Annotated in this window: 19 protein-coding genes; 6 read left to right on the top strand and 13 right to left on the bottom strand. The window is 55.4% G+C overall.

The window, feature by feature from the left end; translation table 11 throughout:
• Positions 1-71: 71 nt before the first annotated feature.
• Positions 72-1,268 (bottom strand): O-antigen ligase family protein, encoded by a 1,197-nt coding sequence (locus DY926_RS00310; protein ID WP_116701543.1) that lies wholly within the window; start codon positions 1,266-1,268, stop codon positions 72-74.
• Between the two features lie 81 nt (positions 1,269-1,349).
• On the opposite strand from DY926_RS00310, the gene DY926_RS00305 reads away from it, so the two are divergent.
• A complete protein-coding gene (locus DY926_RS00305; protein WP_116701542.1) occupies positions 1,350-2,336 on the top strand; it encodes a glycosyltransferase family A protein in 987 nt (328 codons plus the stop codon).
• 26 nt (positions 2,337-2,362) lie between these two features.
• On the opposite strand, the gene DY926_RS00300 is transcribed toward DY926_RS00305, so the two are convergent.
• Positions 2,363-3,589 (bottom strand): lipopolysaccharide biosynthesis protein, encoded by a 1,227-nt coding sequence (locus DY926_RS00300; RefSeq protein WP_116701541.1) that lies wholly within the window; start codon positions 3,587-3,589, stop codon positions 2,363-2,365.
• Positions 3,590-4,106: 517 nt separating this feature from the next.
• Between DY926_RS00300 and DY926_RS00295 the strand changes: the two genes are divergently transcribed.
• Positions 4,107-5,225, top strand: a complete 1,119-nt coding sequence (locus tag DY926_RS00295; protein ID WP_148707720.1) for a glycoside hydrolase family 5 protein — start codon at positions 4,107-4,109, stop codon at positions 5,223-5,225.
• Positions 5,226-5,387: 162 nt separating this feature from the next.
• On the top strand, positions 5,388-5,654 hold the full coding sequence (locus tag DY926_RS00290; protein ID WP_148707719.1) for a hypothetical protein: 267 nt from the start codon (positions 5,388-5,390) through the stop codon (positions 5,652-5,654).
• Positions 5,655-6,480: 826 nt separating this feature from the next.
• Here DY926_RS00290 and DY926_RS00285 read toward each other — a convergent pair.
• On the bottom strand, positions 6,481-7,011 hold the full coding sequence (locus DY926_RS00285) for a chemotaxis protein CheW (protein ID WP_116701538.1): 531 nt from the start codon (positions 7,009-7,011) through the stop codon (positions 6,481-6,483).
• Positions 7,011-8,393, bottom strand: coding sequence for a methyl-accepting chemotaxis protein (locus tag DY926_RS00280; RefSeq protein WP_158551891.1), 1,383 nt, complete (start codon positions 8,391-8,393; stop codon positions 7,011-7,013). The genes DY926_RS00285 and DY926_RS00280 overlap by 1 nt, the downstream gene beginning before the upstream one ends.
• Before the next feature lie 379 nt (positions 8,394-8,772).
• Here DY926_RS00280 and DY926_RS00275 point away from each other — a divergent pair, with 379 nt between their 5' ends.
• Complete coding sequence (locus DY926_RS00275; RefSeq protein ID WP_116701536.1) at positions 8,773-9,483, top strand: response regulator transcription factor; 711 nt, start codon at positions 8,773-8,775, stop codon at positions 9,481-9,483.
• Positions 9,484-9,615: 132 nt separating this feature from the next.
• Here the strand turns inward: DY926_RS00275 and DY926_RS00270 are convergent, their stop codons facing one another.
• From DY926_RS00270 to DY926_RS00250, 5 genes are all read right to left on the bottom strand, one after another.
• On the bottom strand, positions 9,616-11,355 hold the full coding sequence (locus DY926_RS00270) for a flagellar hook-basal body complex protein (protein ID WP_116701535.1): 1,740 nt from the start codon (positions 11,353-11,355) through the stop codon (positions 9,616-9,618).
• A gap of 312 nt (positions 11,356-11,667) precedes the next feature.
• Entirely contained in the window at positions 11,668-12,753 is a 1,086-nt protein-coding gene (locus DY926_RS00265; RefSeq protein ID WP_116701534.1) for an EscU/YscU/HrcU family type III secretion system export apparatus switch protein, read from the bottom strand.
• 12 nt (positions 12,754-12,765) lie between these two features.
• A complete protein-coding gene (locus DY926_RS00260; protein WP_186336023.1) occupies positions 12,766-13,578 on the bottom strand; it encodes a flagellar biosynthetic protein FliR in 813 nt (270 codons plus the stop codon).
• A 34-nt stretch (positions 13,579-13,612) separates the two neighbouring features.
• Positions 13,613-13,888 (bottom strand): flagellar biosynthetic protein FliQ, encoded by a 276-nt coding sequence (locus DY926_RS00255; RefSeq protein ID WP_116701533.1) that lies wholly within the window; start codon positions 13,886-13,888, stop codon positions 13,613-13,615.
• 9 nt (positions 13,889-13,897) lie between these two features.
• Complete coding sequence (locus DY926_RS00250) at positions 13,898-14,239, bottom strand: flagellar hook-basal body complex protein FliE (protein ID WP_116701551.1); 342 nt, start codon at positions 14,237-14,239, stop codon at positions 13,898-13,900.
• 404 nt (positions 14,240-14,643) lie between these two features.
• On the opposite strand from DY926_RS00250, the gene DY926_RS00245 reads away from it, so the two are divergent.
• Entirely contained in the window at positions 14,644-15,117 is a 474-nt protein-coding gene (locus DY926_RS00245; protein ID WP_148707718.1) for a hypothetical protein, read from the top strand.
• Positions 15,118-15,387: 270 nt separating this feature from the next.
• Here DY926_RS00245 and DY926_RS00240 read toward each other — a convergent pair whose 3' ends face one another.
• Positions 15,388-16,401, bottom strand: coding sequence for a flagellin (locus DY926_RS00240; protein WP_116701531.1), 1,014 nt, complete (start codon positions 16,399-16,401; stop codon positions 15,388-15,390).
• A gap of 443 nt (positions 16,402-16,844) precedes the next feature.
• Here DY926_RS00240 and DY926_RS00235 point away from each other — a divergent pair, with 443 nt between their 5' ends.
• Entirely contained in the window at positions 16,845-17,180 is a 336-nt protein-coding gene (locus DY926_RS00235; RefSeq protein WP_116701550.1) for a hypothetical protein, read from the top strand.
• Positions 17,181-17,216: 36 nt separating this feature from the next.
• Here DY926_RS00235 and DY926_RS00230 read toward each other — a convergent pair whose 3' ends face one another.
• The 3 genes from DY926_RS00230 to flgC all read right to left on the bottom strand — a co-directional run bounded on the left by DY926_RS00230 (position 17,217) and on the right by flgC (position 19,691).
• Positions 17,217-18,332: a CDP-glycerol glycerophosphotransferase family protein gene (locus DY926_RS00230; RefSeq protein WP_116701530.1), complete on the bottom strand. Its 1,116-nt coding sequence runs from the start codon at positions 18,330-18,332 to the stop codon at positions 17,217-17,219.
• Positions 18,333-18,736: 404 nt separating this feature from the next.
• Positions 18,737-19,138, bottom strand: a complete 402-nt coding sequence (locus tag DY926_RS00225; RefSeq protein WP_116701529.1) for a flagellar biosynthesis regulator FlaF — start codon at positions 19,136-19,138, stop codon at positions 18,737-18,739.
• Positions 19,139-19,283: 145 nt separating this feature from the next.
• Entirely contained in the window at positions 19,284-19,691 is a 408-nt protein-coding gene (flgC, locus tag DY926_RS00220) for a flagellar basal body rod protein FlgC (protein WP_116701528.1), read from the bottom strand.
• Positions 19,692-19,705 lie beyond the last annotated feature (14 nt).

Genomic DNA, 19,705 nt, shown 5'->3' with positions numbered 1-19,705 from the left:
TTCGCGTGGAAAACGATGTCTTTTGTAGCTCACAACCTCTTTGCTCATCACTCCTCTCTACCATACTACAGTTAACGTGACAGCTCCGCCAAGGGATAGCTCATGACTGTCGGTGTGGCCGGGTTGGGGCGACTGGTTCTGGCAAGCGCATCAATCGCCAGCACGAATGTGCGGACGATAACCGCCATGCCCCAGACAAAGCCTATCGCGCCGCCCGTGGCGAGCAGGTCCAGATAGCCATCATGGGCTTCGTTGATATGCGCCTCGCTGCCGAACCACATGGATGTCTTGAGGCTGGGCTGGACCGAAGGGTCAATTGACCAGAACGAATAGAAACCGGCCCCGAACAGCGGACGTTTCTGGATTTCCTCCAGCATGAAGGACCACAGGTCGGTTCGGCTGGTAAAGGTCATGTCCTGGAAAAGGGCGAAGGGCGATATGTTCTCGGCCTCACACCACAGGAAATATCCAAATATCGTGCAGGTGAAGATGGCCAGAAGTGACACGATAATGGCCACGGACAACGACATGCGGCTGTGTGTCAGTTTGATGAACAGCAGGAGCGTAACGGGCGTGACCAGGATAATGCCCAGACAGGTCTTGGAACGGCTGGCCAGAAGCAGCAGGAACAGCAGCACTATCCCCGCGATGATCCGGTAGCGCTCCCGTTTCGGGGGGCGATAGAGGAGAAGCGGACCGCCAGCCAGCAGGCCATACATCATGATCAGGCCGGTCACGTTCTTCTGGCTCTGCACCCCTGCCAGCCCCTCGCTGGTCATGGCATAGCCCGGCATGAGTATCCATACGATCAGATCCGCTATGGCGGCCACCATGCAGGAAATGAAAATGTATTTCAGGAGATATTTCCTGTCCCGCATGGTGCATGTGAGCGTGACCGCAAGAATGATCTCGATCCACGCGAACATGACGCGACGGGTGGATATTGCCGGGTCGAGCGCCCATGTCGTGCTGCACGTAAAATAAAGGAAAAGCCCTATCAGCAGCCATGATGCCTTCATCAACCGCAGCACCTGCACCCAGCGCGCCCGGATGAGCGGAAGGGCCATGCTCAGCAGTCCAAGCCATACAAACCGGTTGATCGGATTGACGTGGTCCGTTCCGGCCGCAACCGTGCCGGTGCGGTTGAAATCCGGCACGCTCACGATTGAAAAGAGCATCATGCAGCACAGAAGGATGGTGGAAAGGCGACTGACCCAGTCGGTCTGCTGGATATTTCTACCCAGAATGGAATCAGCCTGCTCAGCCATGCCGCATGCCCCTACTGTAACGGTCAGAAAAAATATGCTCTACTGCCAGCCGGTTATACAGCCAGAATAAGGACGGCATTTGTGCATAATTCCTCGGCGGTTGCTACGCGGGAATGCCCGGTCACGGTCAGCATTGTCGTTCCATGTTATGATCGCATGGACCTTCTGGAACGAACCCTGCATGCCTGTATCGGCCAGACCGGCGTACCCGAAGGGCTGGGATGGGAAATTGTGGTGGCGGATAATCATCCGGACCGCCTGGCACGGGATGTCGTGGCCCGCCTGCAGGCCGATAGCCCCGTCTGCCTGCGCCATATTCCCGCTGGCGTACGCAATATCGCCCATGCCCGCAACTGTGGCGTAGCCGCGGCAGAAGGAGCATTCATCGCCTTTGTGGATGATGATGAAGCGCCGGAGCCTGACTGGCTGGTCGCGCATTTCTCCTGTCTGGAACGAACGGGAGCCGACGCCAGTTTTGGGCCAAAATATCCTGTTTTTGCAGGGGGAAGCGCGCCTGACTGGGATGCAGATGGGCGTTTCTATACGACTGATTTCCATATGAAGCAGGATGAGGGAATTTATCCACTCCGCTGGTTTCCGCCCCAGCCGCGTGGTCTGGGCACCGGTAATTCGATGATGCGTCGTGCCACATGCCTGGTCGGGGAGGCACCGTTTGATGAAAAACTGGGCCGTTGTGGCGGTGAAGATACCCTGCTCCTGCTTACGCTTGCGCATGAAAAACGCCGGTTTGTATGGTGCGCCAATGCGCGCGTATGGGAGTTTAACGAAGCGGGTCGCATGACATTTGCATATATGTGCAAACGCGTACAACGCAGCTCCCGGCACTCTGCCATGGCAAGACTGGCCATAGGCCATAATTCCATGACGGCTCGCATGGGGATATACGGTGTGGCCCTTGCCCAGTTGGTCGTATATGGGGCGCTGTGGTTATTCCGCAGGCGCCCGGCGGATTACCTGCAGATATGCAAGGCATTGGGTAAGTTTGGTGTCGGCTCTCTGGATTTCATTCCTGAGCCCCGTGCTAGCGGGGCCGGGGTACGGGCCTGACACTGCCGGAATATGGCCAGAGTAGGTCACGCCCGGGATGTCGTCCTGAGCATGCCATAAAGAACTACACCCAGTGCAATGACCTGCGTAATCTGTCCCATCATGGTGCCAGTAATCACGAATGGATAAGGCAGGAACCTGATAACGATCACCATGGCTACACAGGTAGCGAATGCACCGAGAATGTCCGTATAGGCCAGGGTACGGAAGCGTCTGGTAGCCAGAAGCGCGCAATTCCAGCCCCCCAGGATACTGCCAAGAATGACATTCCCGCCCCATAATAGGATCAGTTCCGCTGTGTTGGCATAATTGTCGTGGTACAGAAGCCGCCTTAAAAAGTCCCAGTTGACGAATACCAGGGCACTCCAGACAAGGCTGCCGGTTACAGGGATCAATGTTCCCACAGCAAGAAATTTCCAGAACTGCCGGTATCGGCTTTCCGCCCACATATGGGCCATGCGGGGCTGGGCGATCGAGGTCCATGCCGCACTGATCATCCACGCGGGGCGAAGGGCAATCTGTGTAGCGCTCAGCACGGCAAGGCTACTGGCGCCATAATGCCAGGCGGTGGCGAAACTGAACAGCCGGTTGGTCAGTTCGGATGAGGCCGCACCTAGAAATATCCAGCCTGAACTGTGCAGATAATGCAGGTAAGGCTTCATTGCGCGCCATCCCATGGGCAGGCAATGCTTCTTCATGAGCGCAATTACAAAGATCAGCGCGCTTATCCCATAAGCCATACCGGAAATGAGCAGCCCATCATTTGCGGCCGGCAGTCGGCCACTGAAATGATAGAACCCGATCATCACAATACACAGGAGCAGGGCACAGCCGGTAATGCTGGCCGCCATGACGGTCCGCTGACGTGAAAAGGCCAGAGCCCTGGCATACTGGAACAGGAGAAAGCCGGGCACGAACAGGACCGCGCCCTCGGCAGTGAAGATGCTGCCGGAAAACGCCATGCCCTGAGAAAAAATTTCCGTAAGGCAGGTCAGGCCAATGATGAAGATAAGCTGTACGGTCAGGAAAAACTGTTCGGGCCTTCTGCGCTGCGTCAGGTCCACATGGGGCAGGCTCATGAGGTGGGAGGTCACAAGCGTTGACTGGGCGGTGCCTGCCATCCACGCAATGGTCAGCCAGAAGGCATATACGCCATAGGCCTCGGGGTGGCCGTCCCGCGCCATCCATATGTTGACTGCAAATGTGAGCAGGGCGCCCATGGCCTGTTCAAGCAGGGAAATGAAGAAGCGCATGGACCATCATAACAGTGAAAGGATACGGCATATGATGCATTATGCCGCGTGGCCGGGAAAGCTGGACAGATAATAGTGGCATGGTATCGTACGAAACAGGAACCCGAAAGAGGCACCGGTTGGCGGAGCGTGTTTTCATAAAACAAATCAATGTATTAGGTGGGGCGTTTGGCCTGCTCCTGCTATTGTGGAGTTCCCCCCTTTACGCTGATGAAGAGAAATGCCGATGGGCATGGAACTGTACGGATGGTCCCTGTCGGCATGTTCCCATATGCGTTCACCATTATGATGTCATCCCGCCGGAGCCAATGGAGTTGCCCCCTGTTTCCCCCCTTGATACGGCATCATCCCCTGCGAGTATTTATCCCCCCGCAGGTCGGGAGACCTGCGTGCCGCAGCATATGTGCGACATGAGCGGAAAATGCGAATGGTATACAAAGTGCTGAAATCCGCGGTTTTGTTTCTGGGTTAGGATGTGACAGAGGAAAAGGCAGACAGTCCATGATGGTCGTATCGGTTGAAATCTATCTCCCCGGCATGGAAGAAATATAAAATGGATTTGACCCGCAGGCTGTTATTGTCAGGTCTTTCCGGGGCTGCATTGGCGGCTCTTCCCTATAATCGGAGAGCATGGGGCAACCGGAAAAATACTTCCGTTTTTATCTGCGGAATCAATTGTTCCGGGCTGGAGGACACCCCGCCCGGTATCCCGACAGAGGAAATGCTTCACTATTACGCGGCACAGGGGATAAGGCACATCCGCCTTCCCGGATTGTGGGAACATTTCCAGCCACAACTGGGAGGGGAACTGGATGCGGATTACTGTCATATATACAGGTCTGTTATTGAACAGTGTAGAGCATTAAAAATAAACGTAATCTGTGATCCATGCCATAATTATGGTCATTATCGGTCGCAGGGACAGGATCTCCGTCTGGGAGATGGAAACCTGACGGCAGACCTGTTTGCCGATTTCTGGAAGAAATTCATTCATGTGTTTGGAGATATGCCCAATATCTCAGGACTGGATCTTATGGGAGAGCCGACAAATCTGCCCGGCCCATCCATAGCGGAGCAAAGCCATATCTGGCAGGATGCTGCACAGGCTGCCATTACCGCGATCAGGCAGGCAGGTGACAAGCGGCCTGTCTGGGTGGAGGGATATGGATCTTCCAGCGCGGCGGCATGGCCAACCAATAATCCGATGCTGCATCTGTTACACGATCCGCTGCAGCGTCTGGTATTTTCGGCCCATTGTTATCTCGACCGCGATAATTCCGGTACCCATTATTACTGGGATGAAGAAGTTGCGGCCGGGGATATGGTGTCTGGTAGTGCATTAACCGCAGATGTCGGCATAAAACGCATTACGCCCTTTGTGGAATGGCTGCGTGATCATGGACTGAACGGGAATATTGGTGAGTGTGGCGTGGGACGCCAGGATCGCCCCGACGGGCAGGATGATACGGGTTGGCTGGTAGCTCTGGAAAAGACCATCCGGTTTTGTTATAATAACAGCCTTCCATTTTATTACTGGGGAACGGGAAAAGACTTTGGTCCTTCCTATCCCTATGGTCTGGAAATTGATAACGGCAAAACCGCGCCGCAATGGGCTATTCTTAAAAAATATCTCTGAAATATGTCTGAAATCCAACTGGAGGCATGCAGGATGCTGAAAACTGTAAGGGGCTGCTTGCCGGTATTGATAACCGGAACCTTCCTGCTGTTTCCGTTGGTGTGTTCAGCCCGCTGCCTTGGCCCGGCCAGTTTCCAGACATGTGATGACCCGGAAAGCGGCATGCATGTAGATATTTCCCGTTTTGGGCATGAAGCCGTTATTAACGGCATACGGCCGGACAGCGGACAGACATATCAGGAATTCTCCACCACAATCGGGCATACAACCTATATAGACGGCATAGATTATAATGGCCGCCCACGGTATGAGGTTCGTGAAAACTTCAGCCGTGATTTTACGGATAGCTACGGGATTAACGTGGGCAAAGGTCCGTATATCCAGATGAAGGATACCCCCCCGGAAGACAAGGCACGGATGTCGCGTTGAGTCTGGCTGTTTGAGGACCCGCCTGATTTGCTGCGGTTACCAACAGTGGGAATATCGGACTGCAGGTGATGACTGTCCAGACGGTAAATATTATTAAAGTGCGTCAGTTTGCACCCAATCCGTAGGCAGGCCTGACAGGGGCTTTCGCCACATCGCGCTGCCGTCATCCAGGACGGTGATCCCGTCACGTCTCTATATAGACTGTAGCTCGATGGATGGCGGTAATCCGCGTCACGCTGATGTGCGATGATCCTGCATGGAAATCGGTGATGTCTATAGCCTTACAGGATGCATGTCCCTCCAAGTTATCCAGTCGCAATGTGGCAACGCGATGGATACGGAATGCGCCTTCTCACATACTTTCTATAACACGCGATAATCACAGTTATCGCGTGTGAGGGAATTGAGAAGGATAGGAATCATGTTCAGGCTCCTATTCTTTCGGGATCTATATGCACTTTGCCTCATGTTACGATTGCGAGCTACAGCGCAAAAAGCGTGTATTGTGTCCCGAAGTGGGAGGTGCTCCGCTCATTCCACGTGTATCGGCCTCATTCTTGGTACTTTTCTACCAGTGAGGGGACGGGAAAGCATATGCGCAGGCGATGAGGCGCTTTCGCGTTAAATGGCGGGACTATTCGCTTCCTCATATTCCAAAGCGAAAACGTCCATAATTCTGTAGGTTCTTCAATAGATGCGCTGCCGGGCATCGTGCCCTGAAACATGGTTTCCCATAGTTTCAGGACTTATAATAAAATGCGGATGTAGTAAGAGAAATCGATCTGATTGGGATGTCTTTCACACCCCAAAACCAGATATCCAGATATTAACCATTGGTCACTTTTACAGGGGCCGATTCAGAACCGTTCAGGTTAGGCAACTCAATCCATTTGCTGAATGCATCAAGATCAAGATGCCCGATAATCCGGTCCTTGATCGTTATCAGACCGCTCAGGATCTTATGGGTTTCCTGTCCCGCTGCTGTGGGGATCTGTTTGATGTCATCAGCGGTCAGCGTGACAATATCTTGCACTTTATCAACAAGAAGGCCGGCAGGCTCGCCACCTAGTTCGACAATAATCACTGCCGCAGGGACGTTGCCACTCTCGTCTTCCGTCTTATGCTTTTTCTCGGTAGCGAAAATGACATGCATATCAATGACAGGGATCATCGCTCCCCGAAGGTTCATGACCCCCTTGAGGTAGGCCGGAGCGGACGGAAGCGGGCTCCCTCCTGTCCAGATACGGATTTCCATGACGTAGAGAATGGGGAGCGCATAGGACTCCCCATTCACCATAAAGGTCAGTACCTGCAACGCCTGTTGCTGGTCACCATGTAGCATATTGAAAGCAAGCATTAAAAATCAGCCGCCCATCCGTTCAGGGTTTCAGGCACTTTGGCTCCAGATGAGAGCTTCTTCTGGGGGGCGGAAGGTGCCGCTATGGTCTTTGATTTCCCGGGGATGCCCCTCATGTGGAAATGACTGACCACCATCATCAGGTTCGATGCCTGGCTTTTGAGGTTATGCGCCGCCGCAGCGGTCTCCTCAACCATGGCCGCGTTCTGCTGCGTGGTGGTGTCGATATGGGAGACGGTGGTATTGATTTCCTTCAGGCTGGCTGCCTGCTCCCGCGCTACGGTTGCGATCTTGGAGACATGGCCGCTGATGGATTCCACCTGGGATACGACGGTCCTGAGCTCTTTATTGGTCTGTTCAACCAGCTTCACACCGTCCGTCACGTGACGCTTGGAAATGCCGATCAGGTCGCGGATCTGCTTGGCCGAGTCAGCGGATCTCTGTGCCAGTGAACGCACTTCATTGGCGACAACGGCAAAGCCACGTCCTGCTTCCCCTGCACGGGCAGCTTCCACGCCTGCGTTCAGGGACAGGAGATTGGTCTGGAACGCGATCTCATCAATCATGCCGATAATCGCGGCGACCTTTTCCGAAGAAGCTGCGATTTCCTCAATGGCGACCATGGCGCTCTGCATGACATCGCTGGACCGCTGGACAGAGGAATGCGCCACATCGGCCGAACGGTTGGTCTCAAGCGCTGCCGTTGCCGTGTTGGAAACGCCACCCGTGACATTATTGACGGATGCGGCTGTCTGACCCAGTGCGGCGGCCTGGCGCTCCGTCCTCTGCGCGAAGTCATCCGAGGCCTGGGCGATTTCCACCGCGCCATTCTGGATAAGGGAGGATGCGGACGCAACGCGTGTCATCGCGTCGGACAGGGAGATGAGCGCATCGTTGAAGTTCAGGCGAAGCGGCTCGAACTCCTTGGCGAAGGGAGACGAGAAGTGGAAAGTCAGGTCGCCATCAGCCAGAGCTTTCAGGCCCTGCCCCAGATCGGCAATCAGGGCATTTTGCTGGATTTCGCGCTGGCGTGTCTGCTCGGCAAGCAGTTCCTGCTTGCGCGCACTTTCGGCTGCCTGCTTCTGGAGTTCGATCTGGCGCAGAAGCGCGTCACGGAAGGTCGAAAGCGCGTTGGCCAGTCGTCCCGCGCAATCCGTCCAGCTCAGGAAGGGGATGTTTTCGTTCAATGTGCCGGCGGCGATCCGCTCGGTCAGGCGCGTAATGGTCTCAAACGGCTTGGCCACACGGTTGATCAGGACCCACCGGATGCACACGACCATGACCGAACCAAAGAGGAACTCACCAAGGGTGATAATTCTCTGGTTTTCAATGGAAAGCTGGAGCTCAAAGCAGATGATCTGAACAAAGATCTGAAAGATCATGTAGGCTTGGAGACAGGCAGTGACTACGGTAATTTTTTTGCGTAGAGGCGCACGCTCAGTAAACCAATTTAACATGTTACTGTACCATTTATGTTTGTTGCGCGCAGATAAATTACGGTAACGACGCAGCGCAGCACTGTTCTGATGGGAAAACTATCGGCCAGATATTCTGCGGTTTTTGACGCAGACAGATATCACCATCCTATATATCCGTCTCTAGATTACGTCATGCCAATGGAAAAGAGGGCTATACACATGGCTGATATTTTAGCAGTCACTTGTCTTGATAGTTTCCCTAATATATCCCGTATTTGAGATATATGTAGTTTCAATGACGCTGCATCCACCGTTACTACTATAGGTTGAAAGTAATGCACTCATGACGGGAGACAGGACGGATGCGCATGTGCTGCTTGTTGAAGCTGAAAAGACAACACGCGACCTGTATAACGCCGTCCTGCTTGGTTCGGGGTGCGTGACGGACCTTGCCACCTCAATCCTGGAAATGAAACGACATATCCGGTACCGCAAATTCGACATTATACTGCTGGAATTACAGTTACCCGATGGCAATGCGCTGGATGTCATATCGGAATTACGGCGTGATACATCAGCCGGGATTATTGTCGCGACATCCTGCTGCACAATGAACGACCGCCTGCGCGGGCTGGAAAATGGTGCGGATGATTATCTGGAAAAACCCCTGCATCCGCGTGAACTTGTCGCGCGCGTCCGTAATCTGTCGCGGCGACTGAACATGGCGGTCCTGCGGGGCAAGGAAAGCCTTGTTTACCATTTTGCGGGATGGAAAATTGACCTGGCGACGCGGAAGATATGGCTGCATAGCAATATCGAAATACATCTTACGGAAAATGAATTCCGGCTTCTTGATGCGCTGATCCGCAATGCGCCCAAACCGGTTCATCGTGATCGCCTGCTTATGCTGCTTGATGAAGATATTACGGTTCGTGCGATTGATAAGGCAATCTACCGGATGCGCACAAAGCTGCATGCCGTTCTTGGCAAATCGGAACCATTTATCGAGACCGTTCACGGCTTTGGCTACAGGCTGGCCGCTAAACAGCTATAGCCACGCTTCTTCGGAAAATCCGATTTCGGGATCTTACACCTGTGGAGATGAAGTTTCAGTAATCGCCATGAAAAAGGTCGGTTTATCCAGATAGAAAAGACCGGTCCGCACCATGGCGGACCGGTCAGATCATTAGGACTGCTTCATGGCAATCGTGGTCTGGAGCAGTTCGTCAGCAGTCGTCACCACCTTCGTATTGGCCGAATAGGCCTCCTGGGCAACGATCAGCGAGGACAGGTCACTGGTCAGGTCCGTGGTCGAGGATTCAACATACCCGACCGATACGGTGCCCGTGCCGTTCTCACCCACAACGCCCGTTTTCGCGCTGCCAGAGTTCGCGGTAGCGGTATAGGCCTGTCCATCAACAGCGTTCAGGCCATCAACATTGGCGAAGTTGCTCAGGGCGACCTTGCCGATAAGCTGCGTATCGCCGTTATCGAACTCGGCCATGATGGAGCCGTCGCTTTCAATCTCGGCGCCTTCATACGTACCGCTCGATACACTGTCGGAAGTCAGGGACGTGGTATCGGTGGACAGGGCCGTTGTTGAAAGGGAAGCTCCGCTGAGGTCCATGGCGTAGCTTGTGCCATTGATGGATGCTGTCAGGCTGTTCAGCCCCGATACCGTTGTGCTGGGATTGGTCAGATCGGTTACCGACTTGACCGTGCCGTCCGAGTTGAAAACGACGCTGTAAGAGTCGGAGCTGACACCCGAGGATGAGGAGCTGTCATAAGGATTGACCGCTGAAACCGTCCATGTCGCGGGGGATGCGGATGTCTGGGTCCATTTGACAGACACGGGCGTCGTTCCGACATCGGTCGGTGCCGTGACATAGGACTGGTTCGAACCCGTGGTCGTGCCCAGCTTGGTGTTGGCGGCCATCGAGATGGTGTTGGCTGTCGTATCGGCCGTCAGGGCAGAGACCTGGCTTGTGCTGACGCTGTTGCTGCCAGCGGCGGCCATGGTGGTGCCGCTTGTGCCACCAATCGTGCCGAGGTCAAGCTGCATGGTCTGCGTGACCCCATCGTAGTCGGCCGAAATGGGGATCGAAACGGCGGAGCCGGTCGTGGTCGAGCCAACGGTGGCGCCTGTCGTCGCATTCATGACAGAGGCCAGTGTGCCATCACTGTTGAACGTGACCTGATAGTCATTCGCCGCGATGGTGCCCGTTCCCCCGGCGTCATAGGCGCTGACATTCCAGACCAGGGGGTTGCTCGAGCTCTGCGTCCACGAAAGACCGACCTGATGGGCCTCGGCATTTGCGTCATATGTCGTGACGGGCGCGGTCGTATATGTCTGCGGTGTGTAGTTCGTGCTGTCGGACGGCAGGCTGCCAACCACGGCCGTCTGGGTCAGGGTTGTCGTTTCCGTGGGGCGGAAACCGACATTAGCGATATTGATCTGGGTCAGATTGTTATTGAGCTGCCCGGTCTCGCTGTTGACCATGTAGCCATCAAGATAATACCCGGCGGTATTGACCAGATAGCCTTCCTTGTTCTCATAGAATTCGCCGTTACGCGTATAGTACTGCTCATTCTGGAACTGGGTCGAGCCGGCTGTGGTCGCGCCGGTTTCCTTGGACACGTCAAAGAGGCCGCTGCCGGAAATCGACATGGCCAGGCTGTCGGTGCTGGCCGAGGCCGTGCCCTGCTGGTCAACATGCTGGATGGTCAGGGCCGAAACGGAATCCGAAATGTCGGCGGATGCGGAATTGCCGTTTAACGAGTCTGCCACAAAATCCTGAAAGGCCGTGGAATCAGCCTTGTAACCCACCGTCTGGCTATTGGCGATGTTGTTACTGAGATTTGTAAATGCGGTCGACTGCGCGTCAATTCCGCTGACAGCCGTAGTAAGGGCATTAAAAATCGACATGAGCTGTCCCTGACCCGAGCGCGCTGTTGTCTGTCCCGTCCGCCATCAGGCAGAAAAAAGTCATGGTTCCATCATGCGACATGGCCGCACGATACTGCCAACCAGCCCCGTTCCGGGCGGGTGGGCATGAGCCTATGGCTTTTACGGGCATGGAATGGCGGCCGAAACATCCCCAGCGCGTCACCTGTGCCTATGCTGTTTCTGACTAGCATGCGCGCCATGAAATGCAAGGATTTCCTTCAATATGCCCTTCCGGTTACCCTTTGTAACCGGGAGAAACACGCGCTCCCGAGTGTCTATGGCTCTGTTCGCCTAACGTAACTGCGTGCGCGAACCGGGGGTCTTGAGCTTCATCACGTAAGCTATGATGGCGGCAACGGGCTGGAAATATTCCGGGGGAATTTCCGAATCCAGCGGGATTGTATACAGGGCGCGTGCCAGGGGTGGATTTGCAATGACCGGCACCCGCGCATCCTCGGCCGCGTGTCGGATACGGGCGGCAAGGTCGTCCGTTCCCTTGGCTATGATCTGGGGCGCGCTCTCCGTACCGGTCTCATATAAGAGTGCAACGGCATAATGCGTGGGGTTCGTCACCACGACCGTTGCCGTCTTGACGGCATCGAGCATGCGGCGGCGGGCGCGTTTGCGGCGAATGATCTGCAGGCGTCGTTTGACAAGGGGGTCGCCTTCGGTCTGGCGGTTTTCTTCCTTGATATCCTGAAAGCTCATACGCAGGCCGCGTATTCGGTTATAGCGCGTCCACAGATCATCAAGCAGAGCGATTGCGCACTGCACGACCAGCACGACCAGCGTGGCATAGGCGAACCACGAGGTGAGTTCTTTGGTGAGGCGCGTAATCGTCCAGCGTTCGGCTTCCGGTGCTACCTGCAGCGTTCCCTTGGCTACACCGTACAGAAGCAGTCCGAATACGATGAACTTGGTGCAGCTTTTCAGTGTTTCCACTAAGTTGCTCAGGCTGAAAAGACGCTTGATGCCCCGCATGGGCGACAGGCGGGTAAGATCGGGCACAAGAGCCTCTGGCCGCCAGAGAAAGCCCGTCTGCAACAGACCGCATATGAGGGTCACCACAATGCTTATGCATACGAGCGGCGCGGCAAGAAGTACCCCTTCCATCCCGCTCTGCATGGCGGCCCGCTTGATGGATGTCATGTCGGGCGGAATACTGTCGAAATGACCCATGATGCCACGCATATGCGCGACAAATCTGGTTCCTGACTGGGCTGATGTCAGGGTGAAGATGATCAGAAACGCCCCGAGCACGAGCAGCATCGGCAGTTCACGGGACTGGGCTACGTTGCCTTCCTCACGCGCGGTCTGCAGTTTTCTTTCGGTAGGGGCCTGACTCCGTTCGCCGCCGCCGGATCCTTCATCAGCCATCAGTCTCTGCCCCTAATGGTGTGATACGCCAGCGTTTATCCCCGGCAGGCCGACAAGCAGATCGCTCATCCGCTGCTGCCAGAACCCGGTCATGACCTGAATCAGCATGGCCAGAAGCAGTACGCCGCCCAGCAACTGTGCCGGCATGGCCAGTGAATAGACCTGAATTGCAGGAAGAAGCCGGTTCAGAACCCCCAGCATGGCGGGCCACAGGGTTCCGATCAGGACAAAAGGGGCTGCAAGCTGGAGGGCAAGGGCAAATGTCTGCGATGTGGAGTCCGTAACACTGCGTGCCATGTCACCCACCAGCGGCATATGCCCCGGTGGAAACAGGTTGTACGAACCCGTAATCGCTGCCAGAGGAAGGATATACAGGCCTGTTATCAGGAAAATGACCGGGATCAGCGATGATGCCATATGGCTGATGGCCGTGCTGCCCGCGCCCAGTTCGGCATCTGGCTGGAGCACGCTGGCCAGTCCGGTGAAAACGGCAATGATCTGCATGGAAATCGCAAGCGCCGTAGCCACAAGCCGGGCCAGGGTTCCGATAAAGACACCATACAGCAGTTCGCCTGCGATAATCGCCACCGCCAGTGACGGTATGCGCAACGCCTGCCCGGATACCTCCATGACACGGTCCTGCACGACCGGCAGGATCATGACGGTTGTGGCAAGGGCGAGACCGGCCCTGACCACCATGGGGGATGTGGTCTCCCCCAGGGCAGGGGCTGTCATGATCAGGGCGCTGACGCGGCACAGGACAACCAGAAACATGGCGGCCAGAACGGCAATGGATCCGCCGGGAAAGGACGGATCGTCCATCATTTCACGTAAGCCGCCTGCCGTATCCGCTGGTCGGTCATGAGCCGCCGACCATGACCATCTGGTCAAAAATCGTATGTGCGTAGGTATGCAGGGTGGAATACATGAACGACCCCGTCAGCAGGAGCGCGCCCATGGCGGCAACGAATTTCGGCACGAAGGAAAGTGTCGCCTCACTGACCTGCGTCATGGCCTGAAACAGGGAGACCAGCATTCCCGCGCATAGAGACGCCAGCAGGGATGGCGCTCCCATCTTTACGGCCACGATCAGTGTTTCACGCAGGATTTCATGAATGTCGACCGTATGATGCATATGGCGACCCTAGATCGACATCTTCATAACGTCCTGATAGGCCTGAACCACCCGGTCCCTGACTGTCGTTACGGTCTGCAGGGTCAGCTTGGCTTCCTCGACCGAGGTAGCGATATCCGTAAGGTTTCCCTTGCCGGACAGGCCGACTGCAGTCTGGGCTTCAGCAGTCTTGCCGGTGCTGATCGCACCCTTGACCGCGTTATCCAGCGCCGTGGTGAACCCGGATACGGCATCCGAGGACTGTGCGCCGCCAGCAGCATCCGTGCCGTCCGTGGTTGACTGCGTTGCCTTCTGCGTCAGCCCATAGGCGTTGCTCGCGTCGAGACTGCGTGTGGTGATATCGCTTATCATCGTGTTCCCGTTCAGCCCCCGCCTGTCTGTCAAGGGGTGAAAGCGCATTGCTGCCAGTTAATCAGGTGACTAATAGCCTAGCCCCTCATTCCTCACAAGCCCTGCCGGTCCTGTGCGTTATCTCCTCCCGTCAGTCACATCCTGGTCCTGGACCCATGGAAAATAATATTGCCATGGACTAACAATCAGTCCGGACCTGTATCCGAGGTGGATCATCTCCTGGTTTCCTGTTTCCAGGATAAGGACGTAATTGAGTGAGTGACCGACGGAATATGACTTTTACGCATGCCGGTATGGGCGTGGCCCTGCTTGCGGCATTTTTTTCCGCGGGCACCTGCATGGCCGCGAGTGCAGCGACCGGTAAAGCGGCGTCCCATCCCCCGGGGGAGCAGCAGTCCGCCAAAATGCCGGGTACGGACGGCGGCGGCATCCAGTGCACGACAGGGCCTGTCTATGTTGTCGAGATACATGCTGTCAGTAACAACAGCAGCGATAATGCTGGCGTCGTTATCGGATCGGCCTCGACGGAGATCTGCTCGACCAACGCCACCAAATTTTCCGATATTGTCATGGCCGGGACGATTGCAGACAATACAGGTCCTGTCGCCGCCAGCATGAAAACCGGCGTGGAGGGCGCGGTCCAGATACATGGCCGCACCGTGGACATGAATGCAAATATCTATGCCCCGCCCAGCGATGCCGATGCGATGCAATGCGCCCAGCAGGATAACGGCAGCGCCTGCAAACCCCATCCATTTGCGGTAAATTTCGTCAGGACATGGGTCTTTACGCCGGGGAAGTGGATGAATTTCCGTGCCGGGACGGATGCATCGGGCAATTCCGTATCCCTGCTGGTCAGGCTGTCCGACAGCCTGTGACGTTATGAAGGCTTGAAGCCTGCGCGGTAATTCAGGGCAGTACGCAAGGCTGCTGCCTTGAAGCCGGCCGCCCCTATTCGCGGGACAGGTGCACGGGAACGGATCAGGCCGCAACCTGTCCTTTCGCCCTCACCCTGCAGAGTAAGTAGCGCGAGGCATGAAGCTGGTACCGCCAGAAATGGCCTGCCCGCAATATACGCCCGCAGACAAAAAAATACCCCCGACCGAAGCCGGGGGTATTTGCCGTCAAGGCGTAGCGTCCGAAGACGATTAGCCCTGGAACAGCGAGAGAATGTTCTGCGACTGGCCGTTCGCGATGGTCAGGGACTTGATCGCCAGCGACTGCTTGGTCTGCAGCGAGGTCAGCTTCGCGCTTTCAGCCGACATATCCGCATCGGTCAAGGCGCCAACGCCAGCCGTCAGGTTGTCGGAAACGGTCGAACCGTAGGTGGACATGCTGGAGAGCATCTGCGTGTTGGAACCCAGCGCCGCCGTAACTTCCGTCATGGCGTTCAGGGCGTTCTGCACCTGGCTGATCATGGCGCTGACATAGGCAGAGGACGAGGTGCCAGACTTGTTGAGGAAGCCGCTGGTGATGGTCGACGAACCCGTGGTGCCGGTGAAGACGTTGCCGCTGATGTTGCCGCCCATCGTCTTGTCGGTGGTCAGGCCCAGAGCATAGGCAAGGCTGCCACCGGCAGTGCCCTTCGAGATGCCCAGGCTGGCATTCGCGGTGACATCCGTCGCGATCATGGAGTTGAAGCCGGTGATGGTGGCCGTATCACCGCTAAGCCCCGTAACATAACGCAGGCTGTTGGCAGTGATGGCATTGCCATCGGCCGTGCCGCCCGTGCCCTGCTTGCTGTAGGCGAGCAGGTTCACACCATTGGTCGTCGCGTTGCGCGCGATGGTGTCGATCTGGTTGAGGTAGCTGGTGATTTCGTCACCGATCTGGCCAACCGAGGTCGGGCTGCCCTGGTTGTCACCCAGCGAGGTCACGGCGCTCTGGATGGTGTTCAGGACGCTGATGATCTGGTTGGCGGCACTGGTGGTGCTGCTGACGACCTGGGAAGCGAAGGACAGGCCATCGTTCACCGCGCTCTGGCCGGCAATGTTGCCGTTCATCTGGGAGGCGATACCGAAAGCAGCGGGGTTGTCAGCAGCCGTGGAAACCTTCAGGCCGGTGGAAACGGCGTTTTCCGTGGCGCTCAGTTCGGTCTGGGTCGCGTTCAGGGTTTCAAGGGCGATCATCGCCGAGGTGTTGGTGTTAATCGAAAGTGACATTGTTGTTCTCTCCGTCTCGTAATGGCTGTTCGCCAACGCAAGGTCAGTAGAGCTTCAAATGGCTAAGAGAAGGTAAGGCGGACGCATATTTTTTCAAATATGACAAAAAAATATCAGACGGGGGCCTGTGGCGTGGAAGCACCTGTTTTTGGAATATTCCTGATCCAGACAGGTCATGTTCCATTTTGTTCTGCGGATTTCCTGCAGGGATATGGTAATGGGACCATCCTGTATTCAGGATGTACGCAGGAATCAGGCGGGATCCGCACCGGCGCGAATCATCACGATGGCAGCCCTGCGGATGGAATGTGACGGGCGCGGCTATCGTGGGGTAGTGGCGGTCAGGTTAAGATTGTATGGTATTTTTTGCGAAAAGTATCATACACGGCATACGGCATACGGCATACGGCATGCCAAACCTCGATGGGCGGAAACAGGTATCTATGAAGATCAGGTGTAGGACAACGTTATTCCTTGTCGTGGCTCTTGCGGGTTGTTCCCCCGATCACGTTGCCAGCCGCCTGACGGGACGCGAATGCAATGCCGGCTATATCCAGGAGGGCGAGGACTGGTGCGCCCCACCGGAAAGGCCGCCCGTGCCGCAGCCCTACTGTACACAAAGCTGGAATGGCGTAGATTGCTGGAGCCGTCCCGACCTCATGCCCAATGTCGCCCGCGAGGTTGCGGAAGGTCCGACGGGCCTGACACAGGACCAGAATGCGCAGCGGCTCAACATGCAGATCAAGAAGATTCCGCCGACGAACGGCTACACGCCTTAAAAGGCGTGTTCTGACGTAACTCTCATATTTATATCGTTATTTCTTTGAGAGAAAATCCATTATCGCCGTAGCGCATCGGCGTGACGCACCTGTTTCCATATGGCCCAGAGTACGCTCTGCCATTTCTTTCTGCAGGTCCCGGTACAGATAATGGCGTGACGGAGCCGCACGGATTGCGGCCATGAGATCCTTGGGGTCATCAACGACATCCCCCAGCTTCCAGTGCTGGAAAAATGGGTTGTCGCGCCATTCGACCTGCGCCGTGTTCAGGAACACACATGGGCGTGGCCGCATCAGGAATTCATAAACCTGGCTGCTCAGGTCCCCCACATAAATATCGGCCGCAGTGGTATAGGTCATGTCCAGCAGCTTTTTTGATCGTGTATCGATCAGGATATTGGGGCCGCTCTTCCTCTCCAGAAGCTTTGGGGCAAGGCCATAGCTGCGTCGGTACATCTTGATATGTGGCGCAACAATCAGATTCAGATCGTTCTGTTTCCTGAAATCCTCCAGCATGGTTTCAAGAAACCGCGGCATGGAGTTGAAGCCGGTCTCATAATGCGGATTGTAGATGACGATGGGATTTCTGTTTGGGAACAATGATTTGTTCCTGTCGTGCCATCCCTCGCACATGTCATATTTCACGTAACCTGTAACGGCATGAGCATCAGGGCGTATGAGGCCCCGCTTCAGGAAGTCATCCGCCATCCGTTGTCCGGCCACGAGAACCAGATCGAAATTTGGCATGAGCGCATCGGTCGGGTTCTTCCGGTCGCCAAAGCCATGTGGGTTCAGGATGAGCTTGGGGTGCGTGACACCAACATCACGCAGCCATGCCGCCGTGTATTCAACGGCAACTATGGCATCATATTGATTCAGCTCTTCCGCATTGTATTTCATGATATGGGGCTTAAGAAGCCCCGCTTTCTTGATCGACTGTGCGATCGTAATGAAAGGTGACCTGCGCAGGCGTTTATATTGTATCTTTTTCGTATCTGCGCCGTGTTCCAGGCTTTTCAGATGCGGCAGACACGCCGGGTCATTATAATAGATTACAATCTCGACATCCGGATAATGAGACAGCACTGATGCTATGGATGCACCATGATAGCACTGGTAGGCTTCCGCAATGTAAAGAAATGCAATTTTCATAATATCGGAAAGAGCCTTTTTTATAGACGTAGTGAAGCAGCCCGGATTAACGGAGATCGCTGATCCGGAATAGGCTGTTATACGATTCCGGTCCAGTAGGATGGGGCAATTCTACATCGACAGGACAGGGCGGAACTTCCGGCAGCTATGCATGGCATGAACCGGGCAGTCACCATCCGATAATACGCTGAACGGGCACAGCCATATCACCCCGTTGATTTCCATTAGCCCTATAGGCCGAAATCTGGTGTTACTATATGTAACGGGGTTTTTCCGGGTTAATTACCACAGGAATATAGCCCGCTTACTAACCCCATGCGGGGTAAGAGTAATGCGGACTAATATGGTGCGCATCCGTGGGATATGGTGAGAATGATCATATTCTGGCTGCGGTGGACGTATGCCTAGAACATGTTCTCCGCACCAAAAGCCGCTTCGTTCTCGGCCTGTGCAGCTTCAAGCCCCTCAAGGACATCCTGCGCGATCTCGATAAGGGGGGAAAGGGACAGTTCCGGTTTCAGTGTAGCCAGAATGCCGTATTTCTGCGCCCTGTCGGCCAGGGCGATGAAAAGGGCGCGGTCTTCTTCGGGCACAACGCCTGCATCCAGGGCATTTGCCTTCATGATCATGGACCACAGGGACTGATGCCGGAAAAGGGCCTTGCGGCGCACTTCCTCATCCGGGCTGCGGGCAGCGGCCTCAAGCTCATCAATCAGCATCCGGAAGCATGCGGCGTCGGCGTCCCGCCCCGTCAGGGAATACTGCGCAACGCTCTGATAGGCTTTCATCGCGGGGTTAAACATCATCGCACCATTCGCCGTCCGTTAATCGAATGCCATTTATTCGGATGATATTCTACACCTGCCGGATAATCCTGACCAGCCCTGAGCCCGGTCATTAACACAACATCCTGCGTATAAATGCAGGGCGGATGATAATGGGATTGCCCCATTATTTCATGAGATTGATGGTCCGTGTCAGCATGGAGCGGGTGATCTGCATGGTATTGAGGTTGGCTTCGTAGGAATGCTGGGCCTCATGCGTGTCCATGATTTCTACCATGGAATTCACGTTCGATACCTTGACATAACCCTTTGAATCCGCAGCCGGATGCGAAGGATCATAGCGCGTTTCGAACGGTGAGTTGTCGTGCCCGATTTCCTTGATTTTCACGGTAGAGGTGCCACTTGCGTGGTCCAGACTTTCCTTGAAGGTAATCGTCTTCCGCCGGTACGGGTCGGCCCCGGGTTTTGAGCCGGTCGTGTCCTTGTTGGCCAGGTTTTCCGCCGCGACGCGCAGGCGCTCGGCCTGTGCCCGCATGCCGTCTGCGGATACTTCCAGGGTATTTGAGAAGTCCATATCCCGCTCCCGCT

The organism is Komagataeibacter melaceti, assembly GCF_003403295.1.
GTDB classification, from domain to species: Bacteria; Pseudomonadota; Alphaproteobacteria; order Acetobacterales; family Acetobacteraceae; genus Komagataeibacter; species Komagataeibacter melaceti.
The sequence above is the reverse complement of the archived record's forward strand: the minus strand, read 5'-3'. Positions and strand labels throughout refer to the sequence as shown.

Coding starts and splice junctions, on each gene's coding strand:
- DY926_RS00310 (WP_116701543.1), bottom strand. CDS start 1,268: ATGGCTGAGCAGGCTGATTCCATTCTGGGTAGAAATATCCAGCAGACC.
- DY926_RS00300 (WP_116701541.1), bottom strand. CDS start 3,589: ATGCGCTTCTTCATTTCCCTGCTTGAACAGGCCATGGGCGCCCTGCTC.
- DY926_RS00290 (WP_148707719.1), top strand. CDS start 5,388: ATGCATGTAGATATTTCCCGTTTTGGGCATGAAGCCGTTATTAACGGC.
- DY926_RS00285 (WP_116701538.1), bottom strand. CDS start 7,011: ATGCTTGCTTTCAATATGCTACATGGTGACCAGCAACAGGCGTTGCAG.
- DY926_RS00280 (WP_158551891.1), bottom strand. CDS start 8,393: ATGATCTTTCAGATCTTTGTTCAGATCATCTGCTTTGAGCTCCAGCTT.
- DY926_RS00275 (WP_116701536.1), top strand. CDS start 8,773: ATGACGGGAGACAGGACGGATGCGCATGTGCTGCTTGTTGAAGCTGAA.
- DY926_RS00270 (WP_116701535.1), bottom strand. CDS start 11,355: ATGTCGATTTTTAATGCCCTTACTACGGCTGTCAGCGGAATTGACGCG.
- DY926_RS00265 (WP_116701534.1), bottom strand. CDS start 12,753: ATGGCTGATGAAGGATCCGGCGGCGGCGAACGGAGTCAGGCCCCTACC.
- DY926_RS00260 (WP_186336023.1), bottom strand. CDS start 13,578: ATGATGGACGATCCGTCCTTTCCCGGCGGATCCATTGCCGTTCTGGCC.
- DY926_RS00255 (WP_116701533.1), bottom strand. CDS start 13,888: ATGCATCATACGGTCGACATTCATGAAATCCTGCGTGAAACACTGATC.
- DY926_RS00250 (WP_116701551.1), bottom strand. CDS start 14,239: ATGATAAGCGATATCACCACACGCAGTCTCGACGCGAGCAACGCCTAT.
- DY926_RS00245 (WP_148707718.1), top strand. CDS start 14,644: ATGCCGGGTACGGACGGCGGCGGCATCCAGTGCACGACAGGGCCTGTC.
- DY926_RS00240 (WP_116701531.1), bottom strand. CDS start 16,401: ATGTCACTTTCGATTAACACCAACACCTCGGCGATGATCGCCCTTGAA.
- DY926_RS00235 (WP_116701550.1), top strand. CDS start 16,845: ATGAAGATCAGGTGTAGGACAACGTTATTCCTTGTCGTGGCTCTTGCG.
- DY926_RS00230 (WP_116701530.1), bottom strand. CDS start 18,332: ATGAAAATTGCATTTCTTTACATTGCGGAAGCCTACCAGTGCTATCAT.
- DY926_RS00225 (WP_116701529.1), bottom strand. CDS start 19,138: ATGATGTTTAACCCCGCGATGAAAGCCTATCAGAGCGTTGCGCAGTAT.
- flgC (WP_116701528.1), bottom strand. CDS start 19,691: ATGGACTTCTCAAATACCCTGGAAGTATCCGCAGACGGCATGCGGGCA.